The sequence below is a fragment of the Mycobacterium sp. URHB0044 genome, from assembly GCF_000620625.1.
In the GTDB taxonomy this organism is placed as follows: Bacteria; Actinomycetota; Actinomycetes; order Mycobacteriales; family Mycobacteriaceae; genus Mycobacterium.
Window position 1 is genome coordinate 38,113 of record NZ_JIAW01000011.1, and the last position, 14,360, is coordinate 52,472.

The following is a 14,360-nucleotide window of genomic DNA, read 5'->3' on the forward strand; positions in this document are numbered from 1 at the left end:
GCTCATTTCAATTACAAACTTGTAATTTGTTGCTGACGTTTCTTTAGCGCTTGTTGTGACGTACGGTGCAAAAGGTGCCTGTTGTTGCAGTTGTGCTTGGTGTGACTTCTGTGACAGGGCACAGACGAACGCGCCGGCACGTTCGCATCCAGCCCGAGGGAGACCAGAAGCCAATGAGACGCATCACTCGCGCCTCTGCGTCGCGGCTGTGGAGCCGATTCGGAGTGGGTTCACTCGTATTCGGAGTCCTGGTCGCTTCCGTAATCGCGCCCGGCACCGGTACCGCGGTCGCCGAACCCGGCAATCAAGAGGGAATAGCGGGGCTCGTCACCGCAGTGGCCGAGGCCAATCAGAAGCTGCAGGACCTCGGCGCCGCCATTCAGACCCAACAGGAGAGCGTGAACAAGGCGCTCGTCGACGTTCAAACAGCGCGTGACGCCGCGGTGGCCGCCCAGCAGGAGGTCGACGCGAGCCAAGCGGGTCTGTCCGATGCCACCGCCGCGATCACCGCTGCGCAACAGAGATTCGACGGATTCGCGGCGTCGACGTACATGAGCGGACCGTCGGCCTCCTACGTGACCGCCAGCGATCCCGCCGACATCATCGACACGGCGGCCACCAGTCAGACGCTGTCGCTCAGCAGCCAGCAGGTCATGGCCAACCTGCAGCGTGCCCGCACCGAGGAGTCGAATCGCGAGTCGGCGGCTCGGTTGGCGAAGCAGAAGGCCGACCAGGCGGTGCTCGACGCGCAGGCCAGCCAGGATTCGGCCGTGGCGGCGCTCACTCAGGCGCAGCAGACCTTCGGCAGTCAACAGGCCGACCTCGACCGACTGACGGCCGAACGGTCGGCGGCGCAAGCCAAGCTGGACCAGGCGCGGCAGTGGTCAGCGCCGGCGGGCAAGGCCGTACCGCAGGCTGCGGCTGCGGCGGCCGCTCCGGCTGGCGACCCCGCCGCGAACTGGGACCGTGCGCCTGCTGCAGCGGCGCCGGGCGCCTCCGACTGGGCATCGCCGTGGGACCCGACGCTGCCAGCCATCCCCAGCGCGTTCGTCAGCGGTGACCCGATCGCGATCATCAACGCGGTGCTCGGGATCGCCTCGACGTCGGCGCAGGCGACGAGCCAGATGGGTACCCAGTTCCTGCAGAAGCTCGGAATTCTGCCAACGCCAACGGGTTTCACCAACGGTGCGATACCGCGCGTCTATGGCCGAGAGGCCGCGGAGTACGTCATCAAGCGGGCGGGCTCACAGCTGGGCGTTCCCTACTCGTGGGGCGGCGGCAACGCTGTGGGTCCGAGCAGGGGCATCGACTCTGGCGCGGGCACAACCGGTTTCGACTGTTCGGGCCTGATCCTGTACGCCTTCGCCGGCGTCGGCATCAAGCTGCCGCATTATTCCGGTGCGCAATACGACATGGGCCGCAAGATCCCGTCGTCGCAGATGCGTAGGGGCGACGTGATCTTCTACGGCCCTGGCGGCAGCCAGCACGTGACGCTGTATCTCGGCGGCGGGCAGATGCTCGAGGCTCCCTACACCGGTTCGACCGTGAAGGTCTCGCCCGTACGGACCAGCGGTATGACGCCGTACGTGGTCCGTTACATCGAATACTGATGGTGATTAGCTTGCGATTGAAGTTCTTTCGTCCCGCGTGGGTGCTCGCACCGCTGGTGTGCGCGCTCGCGCTCATGGTTGGTGCGGCCGTGCCCGCGGCCGCCGAGCCCGACGACGGACAGTGGGATCCGACGCTGCCGAAGATCGTCAGCTCCGGTGCGCCCGGCGACCCGGTGGCGATCGCCAACGCCTCGTTTCAGGTCAGCCAGATCGCGCTGCAGACCACGCAGAGCCTGGGGCAGCAGTTCCTGTCGAGCATCGGCCTCGGAGGGTCTCCGGCCGCCGCCGCGATGCCCGGCGGGCGGGTGCGCGGCCCCCAGGCGATCGAGTACGTGATTCGGCGTGGCGCGTCGCAGATGGGCGTTCCGTACTCGTGGGGCGGCGGTGCGCTCAACGGTCCCAGCGCGGGCGTCGACTACGACGCGGGCAAGATCGGCTACGACTGCTCGGGGTTCACCAGATATGCGTTCGCCGGCGTGGGCGTGCAGATTCCCAAGTTCTCGGGCGACCAGTACAACACCGGCCGCAAGGTGCCGCAGTCACAGGCCAAGCGCGGAGATCTGCTGTTCTGGGGACCGGGCGGAAGCCAGCACGTCGCCATCTATCTCGGCGGCGGCAAGATGCTCGAGGCCTCGGGTAGCGCGGAGAAGGTGACCGTGAGCCCGGTGCGGATGGCAGGCTTGCAGCCCTACCTGGCGCGCATCATCGAGAGCTGACCGACACTGCCATCCGAGCGGCGACGTCGACGGATTCCGAACTGCCTGGAATAGTTGACGAGGGACGCCCGCCGAGAGGCCCGGGCGCCGCGTTGACCAGTAGGTCTGAAGTGAACCAAGTGGGAGGAAGCTGAATGACGTCACCGAGTGGGCCGCCGCAGGGCGCCGGAGGGTTCCCCGGTCCTGGCCCGGCGCAGGGCTTTACTCCCGGCTCCCAGCAGGGCCCGACCAACGGAGGGCAACCGGCAGGCGGCCTGCAGGGTGAGGTGCACACGCTGGAGCGCGCGATCTTCGAGGTGAAGCGCATCATCGTCGGCCAGGACCAGCTGGTCGAACGCATGCTGGTCGGCCTGCTCGCCAAGGGGCACGTGCTGCTCGAGGGCGTGCCAGGCGTCGCCAAGACCCTTGCGGTGGAGACGTTCGCCAAGGTCGTCGGCGGCACCTTCGCCCGCATCCAGTTCACCCCCGACCTGGTGCCCACCGACATCGTCGGTACCCGCATCTACCGGGTGGGCAAGGAAGAGTTCGACATCGAAGTCGGCCCCGTGATGGTCAACTTCCTGCTCGCGGACGAGATCAACCGTGCGCCCGCCAAGGTGCAGTCGGCACTTCTCGAGGTCATGGCCGAGCGCAAGGTGTCCATCGGCGGCAAGACCTTCCCGCTGCCAAGCCCGTTCCTGGTCATGGCGACGCAGAACCCGATCGAGCAGGAAGGCGTCTACGCCCTGCCCGAGGCCCAGCGCGACCGCTTCCTGTTCAAGCTGAACATCGACTACCCGTCGCCGGAGGAAGAGCGCGAGATCATCTACCGCATGGGTGTCACGCCGCCCACGCCGAAGCAGATCCTCGACCCCAACGACCTGCTGCGGTTGCAGAACGTCGCGGCGAACACGTTCGTGCACCACGCCCTGGTCGACTACGTGGTCCGCGTCGTCACCGCCACCCGTGAGCCCGAGAAGTTCGGCATGCCCGACGCAAAGGCGTGGATCGCCTACGGCGCCTCGCCGCGCGCTTCGCTGGGCATCATCGCCGCGTCACGTGCGCTGGCATTGATCCGTGGCCGCGACTACGTCGTCCCTCAGGACGTCGTCGAGGTCATCCCCGACGTGCTGCGGCACCGTCTGGTGCTCACCTACGATGCGCTGGCCGACGAGATCTCCGCGGAGACCGTGGTCAACCGCATCCTGCAGACTGTCGCGCTGCCTCAGGTGAACGCCATTCCGCAGCAAGGCCATTCGGTCGCGCCGGCCATGCCCGCTCCTGCGGCGGCGGCCAGCGGTCGGTGACCGGGTCGCAACGCCGGACGGTCGACCTGCCGTCCCTGCAGCGTGGCGAGATCCGCGACCCCGCCCTGTCGGCGGCACTGCGCAAGCTCGAGCTGACGGTCCGCCGCAAGCTCGACGGCGTGTTGCACGGCGACCATCAGGGGCTCATGCCGGGCCCGGGTTCGGAACCGGGCGAGTCACGCATCTACCAGCCCGGCGACGACGTTCGCCGGATGGACTGGTCGGTGACCGCGCGGACCACCACGCCGCACGTACGGCAGATGATCGCCGACCGCGAGCTCGAGACCTGGCTGGTGGTCGACGTGTCGGCCAGCCTCGACTTCGGTACCGCCGGTTGCGAGAAGCGCGACCTCGCCGTGGCCGCCGCGGCTTCCATCGCGTTCCTCAACAGCGGTGGGGGCAACCGGCTGGGCGCCGTGATCACCAACGGTGACGTCACCCGGCGGGTGCCCGCACTGTCGGGTCGCATGCACGAGCAGGAGCTGTTGCGCGCGATCGCCACCACGCCGAAGGCGCCGGTCGGGGTGCGGGGTGACCTCGCGACGGCCATCGATGCCCTGCGCAGGCCCGAACGCCGACGCGGCATGGTGGTCGTCATCAGCGACTTCCTCGGTCCGATCAACTGGATGCGGCCGTTGCGCGCCATCGCGGGGCGGCACGAGGTGCTGGGCATCGAGATCATCGACCCGCGCGACGTCGAGTTGCCCGACGTCGGCGACGTGATCCTGCAGGACACCGAATCCGGCGTCACGCGGGAGTTCACCATCGACGCGCAGTTGCGCAACGACTTCGCCAAGGCCGCGCAGGCCCACCGTGCGGAAGTGGCTCGCACGCTACGGCGCTGCGGCGCGCCGCTTCTCACACTGCGCACGGACCGGGACTGGATCGCCGACGTGGTCCGGTTCGTCGCTTCGAATCGCAAACGCGGTGCCCTGACGGGTCGCCGATGAGCGCTTGCGCGAAGAGCAGACTGGCCCCGATGAGCGCTTGCGCGAAGAGTAGACAGGCACCGATGAGCGCTGAGACCACAAGTCGCACATGAATTTACCGCTGCTCGGACCGATGACGTTGTCGGGCTTCGAACACGCCTGGTACCTCCTGTTCCTGCTGGTGGTGCTCGGTGTGGTGGGCCTCTACATCGTCGTGCAGATGGCACGGCAGAAGCGGATGCTGCGCTTCGCCAACATGGAGCTGCTGGAGAGCGTTGCCCCCAAGCGGCCCACCCGATGGCGGCACCTGCCCGCGATCCTGTTGGTGCTGTCGCTGACACTGCTGACGGTCGCCATGGCAGGGCCAACCAACGACGTCCGGATTCCACGCAACCGTGCGGTGGTGATGTTGGTGATCGACGTGTCGCAGTCGATGCGCGCCACCGACGTGTCACCGAGCCGACTGGTCGCCGCGCAGGAGGCGGCCAAGCAGTTCGCCGATCAGCTCACGCCTGGCATCAATCTGGGTCTGATCGCGTATGCCGGTACCGCAACGGTGCTGACGGCGCCGACCACCAACCGGGTGGCGACCAAGGCCGCCATCGACAAGCTGCAACTGGCCGACCGCACCGCCACGGGTGAGGGCATCTTCACCGCGCTGCAGGCCATCGCGACGGTCGGCGCGGTCATCGGCGGCGGTGATGAGGCACCGCCCGCGCGCATCGTGCTGATGTCGGACGGCAAGGAGACGGTGCCGTCCAACCCGGACAATCCGAAGGGCGCGTACACCGCTGCGCGCACGGCCAAGGATCAGGGCGTGCCGATTTCGACGGTGTCGTTCGGCACCCCGTACGGGTACGTCGAGATCAACGAGCAGCGGCAGCCGGTGCCCGTCGACGACGAGATGCTGAAGAAGATCGCCGAGCTGTCCGGGGGGAACGCCTATACGGCGTCGAGCCTGGAGCAGCTGAAGGAGGTCTTCACCACCCTGCAGGAGCAGATCGGCTACGAAACCACCAAGGGCGACGCCAGCGCAGGCTGGTTGCGGCTGGGTGCCCTGGTGCTCGCGTTAGCGGCGCTGGCGGCGCTGCTGCTCAACCGTCGACTGCCGGGCTGAGGCGCACCGCTCATTTCCCGGGTCGCCTCGCTGGAGCCGCGCTTGCGTGGACTGCCCTCCGGAGCCGATTTCGGACGGACCCCCGCGAGGCGATAGGTTGGCGGACATGCCCGAATTCGTATCGCGCTCCGTGCTGGTCACCGGCGGCAACCGCGGCATCGGACTCGCCATCGCTCAGCGCCTCGCCGCAGACGGTCACAAGGTCGCGGTCACGCACCGCGGATCGGGTGCGCCCGACGGTCTTTTCGGTGTCGTCTGCGACGTCACCGACAGCGAGGCCGTCGACCGCGCGTTCAAGGAAGTCGAAGAGCACCAGGGCGCCGTCGAGGTGCTGGTGTCCAACGCCGGCATTTCCCAGGATGCGTTCCTGATCCGGATGACCGAGGAGCGCTTCGAGAACGTCATCAACGCGAACCTCACCGGTGCGTTCCGGGTGGCCCAGCGGGCCTCGCGCAGCATGCAGCGCAAGCGCTTCGGCCGCATCATCTTCATCGGCTCGGTCTCGGGAATGTGGGGCATCGGCAACCAGTCGAACTACGCCGCCGCCAAGGCCGGGCTCATCGGCATGGCCCGCTCGATTTCACGCGAGCTGTCCAAGGCCAACGTCACCGCCAACGTCGTGGCCCCCGGCTACATCGACACCGAAATGACCAGGTCCTTGGATGAACGCATCCAGGAGGGCGCGCTGGAGTTCATCCCGGCCAAGCGCGTCGGCACCGCCGAGGAGGTCGCAGGCGCGGTCAGCTTCCTGGCATCCGAGGATGCCAGCTACATCGCGGGCGCGGTGATCCCGGTCGACGGCGGCATGGGCATGGGCCACTGAGCCCGCGCGCTTCGGATCTTCAACACTTCCCCATGAAGGAGTCAAGACAATGACAGGGTTTCTCGAGGGCAAGCGCATCCTCGTCACGGGCATCATCACCGACTCGTCGATCGCGTTCCACATCGCCAAGGTCGCGCAGGAGGCGGGCGCCGAACTGGTGCTCACCGGATTCGACCGGATGAAGCTGATCCAGCGCATCGCCGACCGGCTGCCCAACCCGGCACCGCTGTTGGAACTCGACGTGCAGAACACCGAGCACCTCGACAGCCTCGCCGGTCGCATCACCGAGGTGATCGGCGAGGGCAACAAGCTCGACGGCGTCGTGCACTCGATCGGCTTCATGCCGCAGACCGGCATGGGCATCAACCCGTTCTTCGACGCGCCCTACGAGGACGTCGCGAAGGGCATTCACATCTCGGCGTACTCGTACGCCTCGCTGGCGAAGGCGACGCTGCCGGTGCTGAACCGCGGCGGCAGCATCGTCGGCATGGACTTCGACCCGACCAGGGCGATGCCTGCCTACAACTGGATGACCGTCGCCAAGAGTGCGCTGGAATCGGTCAACCGGTTCGTGGCGCGCGAAGCGGGACCGTTCGGCGTGCGGTCGAATCTCGTTGCCGCCGGGCCGATCCGGACGCTGGCGATGAGCGCCATCGTCGGCGGCGCGCTGGGCGCCGAGGCGGGCGATCAGATGCGGCTGCTCGAGGAGGGCTGGGATCAGCGTGCTCCCGTCGGCTGGAACATGAAGGACCCCACGCCCGTGGCGAAGACGGTGTGTGCCCTGCTGTCCGACTGGCTGCCCGCCACGACCGGCACGGTGATCTACGCCGACGGCGGCGCCAGCACGCAATTGCTCTGACCCGTCGATGGACTTCGATGCCGTCCTGGTGCTATCGTTCGGCGGCCCCGAGGGCCCCGAGCAGGTGCGTCCCTTCTTGGAGAACGTCACTCGGGGCCGCAATATCCCGCCGGAACGCCTCGACGACGTCGCCGAGCACTACCTGCACTTCGGTGGAGTGTCGCCGATCAACGGCATCAACCGTGCGCTGATCGACGCGTTGCGGACCGAACTCGACCGCCGCGGCGCCGACGTGCCGATCTACTTCGGCAATCGCAACTGGGAGCCCTACGTCGAAGACGCCGTTGTGCAGATGCGGGACAACGGGATTCACCGTGCCGCAGTGTTCGCCACGTCGGCCTGGGGTGGATATTCGAGTTGCACTCAGTACGTCGAGGACATCGCCCGTGGCCGCGCAGCGGCAGGGGAGGGCGCGCCGGAGTTGATCAAGTTGCGGCAGTACTTCGACCATCCGCTCTTCGTCGAGATGTTCGCCGATGGCATCGCGGCCGCGGCGGCGTCGTTGCCTGCCGAGCTGCGCGGCGAGGCCCGGTTGGTGTTCACCGCGCATTCCGTGCCGATCGCGGCCGACGATCGGCAGGGCCCCAGGCTGTACAGCCGGCAGGTCGCCTATGCGGCGCGGCTGGTCGCGGCGGCCGCCGGCTATTCCGACTACGACCAGGTGTGGCAGTCGCGCTCCGGTCCGCCGCGCATACCGTGGCTGGAACCCGATGTCGGTGACCACCTCTCGGCTCTCGCGGCGGCGGGCACCAAGGCGGTGATCGTAAGTCCGATCGGCTTCGTCGCCGACCACATCGAGGTGGTGTGGGACCTCGATGAGGAACTGCGCCTGCAGGCCGAACGGGCCGGGATCGCCTTCGCGCGGGCGACCACGCCGAACGCCGACCCACGGTTCGCACGGCTGGTCGCCGACCTGATCGACGAGCTGCGCACGGACGCCGAACCGGCTCGGGTCAGCGGGCCAGACCCGGTGCCCGGCTGCGGATATGACGTCGACGGCCAGCCGTGCGGGCTGTCGCCCTGGTGTGTTGCGCCGGGCGGCGCGCCGATGGAAAAGAGCCGCTGAGGCATCCCGAAAACCCGTGATAGCGTCGATTCACCGGCGCCGCGAGTCAGGGGGTAGGCGGAGTGCAGCCAGGTTACGGGGATGGATCCCCCTACGGTCAGGGTCAGCCAGAGCCTGCGCGGCAAGCCGATTACGGCGGCCCCCTGCCGGACTACCTTCAGCCCGGTTTCGCACCGCACGGCCCGGACGGTGACGCATCGCGGAAGAGCAAGCTGCCGTGGATCATCGGGGCCGTCGCGATGGTGCTGATCGTGGCCGTCCTTGCGGCCGTACTGGCGGTTTAGCGGCGCCAGGCCGAGTGCAGGATCGCGCCGACGGCGGCAATCCGCGCCTGCCGGACCACGCCGTTCAATGGGCGCAACGCTTCGTTGGCGATCTGCATCTCCGAGGACGACTGCAGCCCGATCGGCATCAGCCCGGAACTGACCGTGATGATCGCGTCGACGTGGGCAGCGTTCTCCAGCACCCGGACTGCCCGTTCCGGCGAGTGCTCGGGCAGTTGGTGAAGGCGCCCCGCCTCGAGCACCTGCTCGACGAGCCCGCGCGGATCGGCGACGTCGGCGCCCGTCATGCCGGCGCGCAGCGTGCCGAGCGCGTTGGCCGCAGCGCGAACCGCCGACCGTAGTTCGTACTCGGCCTCGCCGAGGTCGATGTGCTCGGCGATGGGCATGCCGGGCAGGGAGTACACCGTCCAGGACAGGGCGCGGATCTCGGGGTCGTAGTCGGAGTCGTCGTCGTCCTGGTAGCCGTCGTCGTACTCGTATTCGGGAACGAGTCCCACTGCCTCCGAGCCCATGCGCGAGACGATGATCGCCTCACCGGCCGTCAGTGCGTCCGTCTGGAACGGGCTGCCGGCCACCAGGCCGCGCACGTCGCCGGGCACCGGCAACACCACCGTGATGGCGGGTTCGCCGGTTGCGGGGCCCGACGCCGTGCGCAGCGTCTGCAGCATCGACACGCCGCCGGCATTGGTGAGGTCGGGCCACGGCAGCCCCGTTCGACCTGCGGCGACGGAGTCGTACGCGGTCACGGAATGTCTTGGCGCCCACAGTGACAGCGCGTCCAGAACGTCGTCGGGCGCGGCGAGGCCGGCGAGCCAGGCGTTGGCCCACACCGACAGCGAAACACTTGGACACCACATGATGCACGCAGTGTAGTTGTTGACGGCTCGAGAGGCCCGGCACGCGATAGGCTGCGCGCATGCCCGTCTGGTTGATCTGGCTCATCGCAGCGCTCGGGCTCGCCGGTGCCGAGGCGTTGACCGGTGACCTCTTCCTGCTAATGCTCAGCGGCGGCGCGCTGGCGGCCGTAGCCTCGAGCCTGCTCGTCGACAACTACGTGGTCGACGGCGTCGTATTCCTGGTGGTTTCGATCATGCTTCTGCTGTTGGTGCGGCCCGCGCTGCGGCGTCGGTTGGCTTCCGGTCCGGGGCTACTCGAACCCGCGAAGGCACTGGAAGGCAAGAGCGCGTTGGTGTTGGACAAGGTGGCCCGCCACGAAGGCCAGGTGAAGCTCGACGGAGAAGTCTGGACGGCGCGGCCGCTCAACGACAACGATGTGTACGAAGCTGGCGATCACGTGACCGTCATGCGCATCGACGGCGCCACCGCCGTCGTATTCAAGGCCTAGGAAGGAACCCCCATGGATGGTGCCATCGCCGGTCTGATTCTGGTGGCGGTGCTGGTGCTGTTCGCCGTCATCGTCGTCGCCAAGTCGGTTGCACTGATCCCGCAGGCCGAGGCCGCGGTGATCGAGCGGCTGGGCCGCTACAGCAAGACCGTGTCGGGTCAGCTGACACTGCTGCTGCCGTTCGTCGACAAGATCCGCGCGCGCGTCGACCTGCGCGAGCGGGTGGTGTCGTTCCCGCCGCAGCCGGTGATCACCGAGGACAACCTGACGGTCAACATCGACACCGTCGTCTACTTCCAGGTCACCAACCCGCAGGCCGCGGTCTACCAGATCAGCAACTACATCGTCGGCGTCGAGCAGCTGACCACCACCACGTTGCGCAACGTGGTGGGCGGCATGACGCTGGAGCAGACGCTGACGTCGCGCGACCAGATCAACGGCCAGCTTCGCGGCGTGCTCGACGAGGCGACCGGGCGCTGGGGTCTGCGCGTGGCGCGCGTCGAACTCCGCAGCATCGATCCGCCGCCGTCGATCCAGGACTCGATGGAGAAGCAGATGCGCGCCGACCGGGAGAAGCGCGCCATGATCCTGACCGCCGAGGGCAACCGCGAGGCGTCGATCAAGCAGGCCGAAGGTCAGAAGCAGGCCCAGATCCTCGCCGCCGAAGGCGCCAAGCAGGCCGCGATCCTGGCGGCCGAGGCCGACCGTCAGTCCAGGATGCTGCGCGCTCAGGGTGAACGCGCCGCCCAGTACCTGCAGGCGCAGGGTCAGGCCAAGGCCATCGAGAAGACGTTCGCCGCCATCAAGGCAGGCAGGCCCACCCCGGAGATGCTCGCCTACCAGTACCTGCAGACCTTGCCGCTGATGGCGAAGGGTGAGGCGAACAAGGTGTGGATCGTGCCGAGCGACTTCGGCTCCGCGCTGCAGGGATTCACCAAGATGTTGGGTGCCCCCGGCGAGGACGGCGTGTTCCGGTACACCCCGTCGCCGGTGGACGGCGACCTGCCCAAGCCGGAAGACGATTCGGCCGAGGTGGCCGAGTGGTTCAACACGCAGACCGATCCCGAGATCGCGCAGGCGGTCGCTGCTGCGGTGGCCGAGGCCCGGGCACCCGTGCAGGGAACCATCGACCCGCCACCGCAGTACCTGCCGCTGTCGCAGCAGGAGCAGCCGCCCACACCCGATTACTCGCAGCCGCCGCGGCACGGCGCCCCCGGTCAGTGAGCTTGCTGACCGATAGCAGGACGTACACGCTGCTGGCGGTCGGACAGGCCGGCGACGCCGCGCTCTGCGCCGTACCGGTCCGGACGGTGACGGAGTGCCTCGACGACGTCGGCTTTCCGGCGCGGCATCGCTGGATCTTCACGGTCATCAAGGCAGCGTCCGCGGTCGGGCTGGTGTCGGTGTGGCGGTATCCGGCGCTTGCCCGCCTGACCACGTTCATGCTGACGGTGTATTTCGTGCTCGCCGTGGGAGCACATGTCCGCGCCCGCGATTTCGGTCGCAACGCGGCGGCCGCGACCACCTTGCTGGCGATCTATGGCGCAATGGCGGTGAAGGGGCCGTCGGTCAGGGAGTGACGGCCGGTTCGGTGGCGGTTTGTTCGCCGGCGTGCTCTCGGTGGTGCTTGCGGTGGGTGCGGATCTCGTAGACCATCCCTGCGACGCCGAGGCTCGCCGTGCACAGCGACACCAGGAACAGCAGCGGGCTGACGTTGCCGGTGAGTGCATCGCCGAGGATGACAACGGCCGCGGTACCCGGCAGCAAGCCGAAGAACGACGCCAGCGCGTACGGCAGCACGCGCACGGCGGACGCGCCCGCGGCGTAGTTGAGCACCGAGAACGGCACCGCCGGAATCATCCGCATCGACAGGATCGCGGGCCAACCACGCGCCCGCAGGCGCGCGTCGAGCACGTCGATCCGCGGATGCTTGACCAGGCGGCTGAGCTGCCAACCCGCCGCGCGCACCAGGAGCAGGGCGATGATCGCGCTGGTGGTGCTGGCGACGACGCCGATCGCGACGCCGAGGAGCGGCCCGAACAACAGCCCGGCGGCCAGCGTGAACGCGGTCCTCGGGAAGGGGAACACCGTCACCACGATGTGGGCAGCCAGGAAGGCCAACGGGAACCACGGGCCGACCGAGGTTGCCCAGTCGCGGAGCTGCACGGCAGTGGGTAGCGGCACCAACACGGCGACTGCGACGAGAATCACAATCGCGGTTGCCAGCATCACCACCCGTCGCCGGGGGACTTGCGCCGCGGTCGTCACGATGGCGCCGCATACTGCGCGCACGGTGCTGACGACGGGCTTCACGTCTATCAAGGGTACGGGCCGTTGCTGGCTGGCACCCGTCCACGCGCACGCGCGTCGCCTGCCCGGCGGTCAATCGCGTGATCGCGATCATTTAGCCTGATGGGCAGGTGTTGAGTCACACGCTGCGACAACAGGAGATGCCGGTGTCCGTACAGGGGTCCAGTACCAGTGTCACCGAGTCGGATCACGCGCGCTGGCGATCCGCCGTGGCGGGCGTGCTGGCCAAGGGCAGCCGCAAGGATCCGGCGGAACTGGGTGCGGAGCCCGAGCGGCTCCTCGACTCGGCCACGTACGAGGGCTTCCCGATCCGCCCCCTCTACACCGCGCTCGACGCATTGCCGGAACCGCCACTACCGGGCAAGTGGCCCTTCGTCCGCGGCGGCGACGCGCTGCGTGACGTGAAGTCGGGGTGGAGGGTCGCCGAGGCCTTCCCCTTGCCCGGGCAGGTCTCGGTGGCCGACGGCAACGGCGCGGTGTTGTCCGCACTCACCGAGGGCACCAGCGCGCTGGTGCTGCGGGTGGGTCCCGGTGCCGCATCGGCAGCGGAGCTCGACCAGTTGCTCGAAGGCGTCTTCCTCGAACTCGTGCCCGTCCTGATCGACGCGGGCGCCGACTACGTCGCCGCGGCCGACGCCGTGCTGGCGTTGATCACCGACCTCGACGGCGACCGGCGCGCCAGGCTGTCGGTCGATCTGGGTGCGGACCCGCTGACCGCACCGCTGAGCCGACGCGCGGCACCGTCGCTCGACGAGGTGGTCGGCACCGCGGTCAAGGCCGTCGCGTACGACGGCGGCGTGCGCGCCGTCACCGTCGACGGTCCCGCCTTCCACGATCTCGGCGCGAGCGCATCGTGGGAACTCGCCGGCGCCGTTGCTGCGGGAACCAGCTATCTGCGGGTCCTCGGCGAGGCAGGGGTGTCGGTCGCCGATGCCCTGCGGCAGTTGAGCTTCCGGTACGCCGCCGACGACGACCAGTTCATGACGATCGCCAAACTGCGGGCGGCGCGCCAACTCTGGGCCCGGGTGGCCGAAGTGCTTGGCGAGCCCGAAGCCGGCGCCGCCACCCTGCATGCCGTGACGTCGGCGCCGATGATGGCTCAGCGCGACCCGTGGGTGAACATGTTGCGCACCACGCTCGCCGCCTTCGCGGCCGGCGTCGGGGGCGCCGATACCGTGTTCGTGCAGCCGTTCGACACTGCGATCCCAGGTGGATTGCCCGGTATCGCACCGAGTTTCGCGCGCCGGATCGCTCGCAACACCCAACTGCTGCTCCTCGAGGAATCGCACGTCGGTCGCGTCCTCGATCCCGGCGGAGGTTCTTGGCACGTCGAGGATCTGACCCGCCGCCTCGCCGAGGAGGCGTGGAAGCACTTCCAGGACGTCGAGTCGCGCGGTGGCTTCGTGGACGCCCGCGACTACGTCGTCGCTCAGATCGAGCAGGTCCGCGACCGTCGAAGCGACGACATTGCCCACCGGCGCACGGCACTCACCGGCGTCAACGAGTACCCGAACTTGGCCGAGACACCGCTGCCCGCCCGTACCGAAACCGGTGGCGTGGCTCGATACGCGGCCGGCTTCGAGGCGCTGCGGGACCGGTCCGACGCCCACCTCGCGTCCACGGGCGAACGGCCGAAAGCCCTGCTGCTGCCGCTCGGACCGCTCGCCGAGCACAACATTCGGACCACGTTCGCGGCGAACCTGCTGGCGTCCGGCGGCGTCGAGACCGTCAATCCCGGAACCGTCGACGCCGCAGGCGTGCGCGAGGCCGTGTCGGCGGCGGGCAACCCGGTGGCCGCGGTGATCTGCGGCACCGACGCGCGGTACGCCAGCGACGTCGCCGACGTGGTGGCAGCCGCCCGCTCCGCAGGTGTTTCGCACGTGTACCTGGCCGGCCCGCAGAAGGCGCTGGACGGTTCCGGTGCCGACGCCGCGCACCTGCCCGACGAGTACCTGACCGCCAAGATCGACGCCGTCGCCGCGCTGTCGACCATGCTCACCCGATTGGGGGCCTGA

The 14,360-nt window shown here is 68.4% G+C and carries 15 protein-coding genes; 13 read left to right on the forward strand and 2 right to left on the reverse strand.

The window, feature by feature from the left end; translation table 11 throughout:
• The first annotated feature begins 173 nt into the window (after nucleotides 1-173).
• From ripA to N536_RS0121620, 9 genes are all read left to right on the forward strand, one after another.
• The gene (gene ripA, locus N536_RS0121580; protein WP_029115513.1) at nucleotides 174-1,610 is read left to right on the forward strand and encodes an NlpC/P60 family peptidoglycan endopeptidase RipA; all 1,437 of its coding nucleotides are present in this window, start codon (nucleotides 174-176) and stop codon (nucleotides 1,608-1,610) included.
• Nucleotides 1,610-2,326, forward strand: a complete 717-nt coding sequence (ripB, locus tag N536_RS0121585; protein ID WP_081809320.1) for an NlpC/P60 family peptidoglycan endopeptidase RipB — start codon at nucleotides 1,610-1,612, stop codon at nucleotides 2,324-2,326. Before ripA ends, ripB begins: the two co-directional genes overlap by 1 nt.
• Nucleotides 2,327-2,460: 134 nt before the next feature.
• The gene (locus tag N536_RS0121590; RefSeq protein ID WP_029115515.1) at nucleotides 2,461-3,612 is read left to right on the forward strand and encodes a MoxR family ATPase; all 1,152 of its coding nucleotides are present in this window, start codon (nucleotides 2,461-2,463) and stop codon (nucleotides 3,610-3,612) included.
• Entirely contained in the window at nucleotides 3,609-4,562 is a 954-nt protein-coding gene (locus tag N536_RS0121595; RefSeq protein ID WP_029115516.1) for a DUF58 domain-containing protein, read from the forward strand. The genes N536_RS0121590 and N536_RS0121595 overlap by 4 nt, the downstream gene beginning before the upstream one ends.
• Before the next feature lie 88 nt (nucleotides 4,563-4,650).
• Nucleotides 4,651-5,658 (forward strand): VWA domain-containing protein, encoded by a 1,008-nt coding sequence (locus N536_RS0121600; protein ID WP_029115517.1) that lies wholly within the window; start codon nucleotides 4,651-4,653, stop codon nucleotides 5,656-5,658.
• A 106-nt stretch (nucleotides 5,659-5,764) separates the two neighbouring features.
• A complete protein-coding gene (gene fabG1 / locus N536_RS0121605) occupies nucleotides 5,765-6,481 on the forward strand; it encodes a 3-oxoacyl-ACP reductase FabG1 (protein ID WP_051574672.1) in 717 nt (238 codons plus the stop codon).
• 49 nt (nucleotides 6,482-6,530) lie between these two features.
• Entirely contained in the window at nucleotides 6,531-7,340 is an 810-nt protein-coding gene (gene inhA / locus N536_RS0121610) for an NADH-dependent enoyl-ACP reductase InhA (RefSeq protein ID WP_029115519.1), read from the forward strand.
• Nucleotides 7,341-7,347: 7 nt separating this feature from the next.
• Complete coding sequence (locus tag N536_RS0121615; protein WP_029115520.1) at nucleotides 7,348-8,406, forward strand: ferrochelatase; 1,059 nt, start codon at nucleotides 7,348-7,350, stop codon at nucleotides 8,404-8,406.
• A gap of 62 nt (nucleotides 8,407-8,468) precedes the next feature.
• On the forward strand, nucleotides 8,469-8,690 hold the full coding sequence (locus tag N536_RS0121620) for a hypothetical protein (RefSeq protein ID WP_029115521.1): 222 nt from the start codon (nucleotides 8,469-8,471) through the stop codon (nucleotides 8,688-8,690).
• Here N536_RS0121620 and N536_RS0121625 read toward each other — a convergent pair.
• The gene (locus tag N536_RS0121625; RefSeq protein WP_029115522.1) at nucleotides 8,687-9,547 is read right to left on the reverse strand and encodes a hypothetical protein; all 861 of its coding nucleotides are present in this window, start codon (nucleotides 9,545-9,547) and stop codon (nucleotides 8,687-8,689) included. The genes N536_RS0121620 and N536_RS0121625 overlap by 4 nt on opposite strands.
• Before the next feature lie 59 nt (nucleotides 9,548-9,606).
• On the opposite strand from N536_RS0121625, the gene N536_RS0121630 reads away from it, so the two are divergent.
• From N536_RS0121630 to N536_RS0121640, 3 genes are read left to right on the forward strand one after another with little or no spacing between them, the layout of a single operon-like run.
• Nucleotides 9,607-10,035: an NfeD family protein gene (locus tag N536_RS0121630; RefSeq protein ID WP_029115523.1), complete on the forward strand. Its 429-nt coding sequence runs from the start codon at nucleotides 9,607-9,609 to the stop codon at nucleotides 10,033-10,035.
• Between the two features lie 12 nt (nucleotides 10,036-10,047).
• Nucleotides 10,048-11,259: an SPFH domain-containing protein gene (locus N536_RS0121635; protein ID WP_029115524.1), complete on the forward strand. Its 1,212-nt coding sequence runs from the start codon at nucleotides 10,048-10,050 to the stop codon at nucleotides 11,257-11,259.
• Complete coding sequence (locus N536_RS0121640; protein WP_029115525.1) at nucleotides 11,256-11,615, forward strand: DoxX family protein; 360 nt, start codon at nucleotides 11,256-11,258, stop codon at nucleotides 11,613-11,615. Before N536_RS0121635 ends, N536_RS0121640 begins: the two co-directional genes overlap by 4 nt.
• Here N536_RS0121640 and N536_RS0121645 read toward each other — a convergent pair.
• The gene (locus N536_RS0121645) at nucleotides 11,605-12,348 is read right to left on the reverse strand and encodes a TVP38/TMEM64 family protein (protein WP_029115526.1); all 744 of its coding nucleotides are present in this window, start codon (nucleotides 12,346-12,348) and stop codon (nucleotides 11,605-11,607) included. The genes N536_RS0121640 and N536_RS0121645 overlap by 11 nt on opposite strands.
• Nucleotides 12,349-12,485: 137 nt before the next feature.
• On the opposite strand from N536_RS0121645, the gene mutA reads away from it, so the two are divergent.
• Nucleotides 12,486-14,360 carry a methylmalonyl-CoA mutase small subunit gene (gene mutA / locus N536_RS0121650; RefSeq protein ID WP_197040204.1) on the forward strand — a complete coding sequence of 625 codons (1,875 nt, stop codon included), beginning with the start codon at nucleotides 12,486-12,488 and terminating at the stop codon, nucleotides 14,358-14,360.

Bases quoted from the DNA above. Each gene is read 5' to 3' on its own strand.
- ripA (WP_029115513.1), top strand. From the start codon at position 174: ATGAGACGCATCACTCGCGCCTCTGCGTCGCGGCTGTGGAGCCGATTC.
- ripB (WP_081809320.1), top strand. From the start codon at position 1,610: ATGGTGATTAGCTTGCGATTGAAGTTCTTTCGTCCCGCGTGGGTGCTC.
- N536_RS0121590 (WP_029115515.1), top strand. From the start codon at position 2,461: ATGACGTCACCGAGTGGGCCGCCGCAGGGCGCCGGAGGGTTCCCCGGT.
- N536_RS0121600 (WP_029115517.1), top strand. From the start codon at position 4,651: ATGAATTTACCGCTGCTCGGACCGATGACGTTGTCGGGCTTCGAACAC.
- fabG1 (WP_051574672.1), top strand. From the start codon at position 5,765: ATGCCCGAATTCGTATCGCGCTCCGTGCTGGTCACCGGCGGCAACCGC.
- inhA (WP_029115519.1), top strand. From the start codon at position 6,531: ATGACAGGGTTTCTCGAGGGCAAGCGCATCCTCGTCACGGGCATCATC.
- N536_RS0121615 (WP_029115520.1), top strand. From the start codon at position 7,348: ATGGACTTCGATGCCGTCCTGGTGCTATCGTTCGGCGGCCCCGAGGGC.
- N536_RS0121625 (WP_029115522.1), bottom strand. From the start codon at position 9,547: ATGTGGTGTCCAAGTGTTTCGCTGTCGGTGTGGGCCAACGCCTGGCTC.
- N536_RS0121630 (WP_029115523.1), top strand. From the start codon at position 9,607: ATGCCCGTCTGGTTGATCTGGCTCATCGCAGCGCTCGGGCTCGCCGGT.
- N536_RS0121635 (WP_029115524.1), top strand. From the start codon at position 10,048: ATGGATGGTGCCATCGCCGGTCTGATTCTGGTGGCGGTGCTGGTGCTG.
- mutA (WP_197040204.1), top strand. From the start codon at position 12,486: ATGCCGGTGTCCGTACAGGGGTCCAGTACCAGTGTCACCGAGTCGGAT.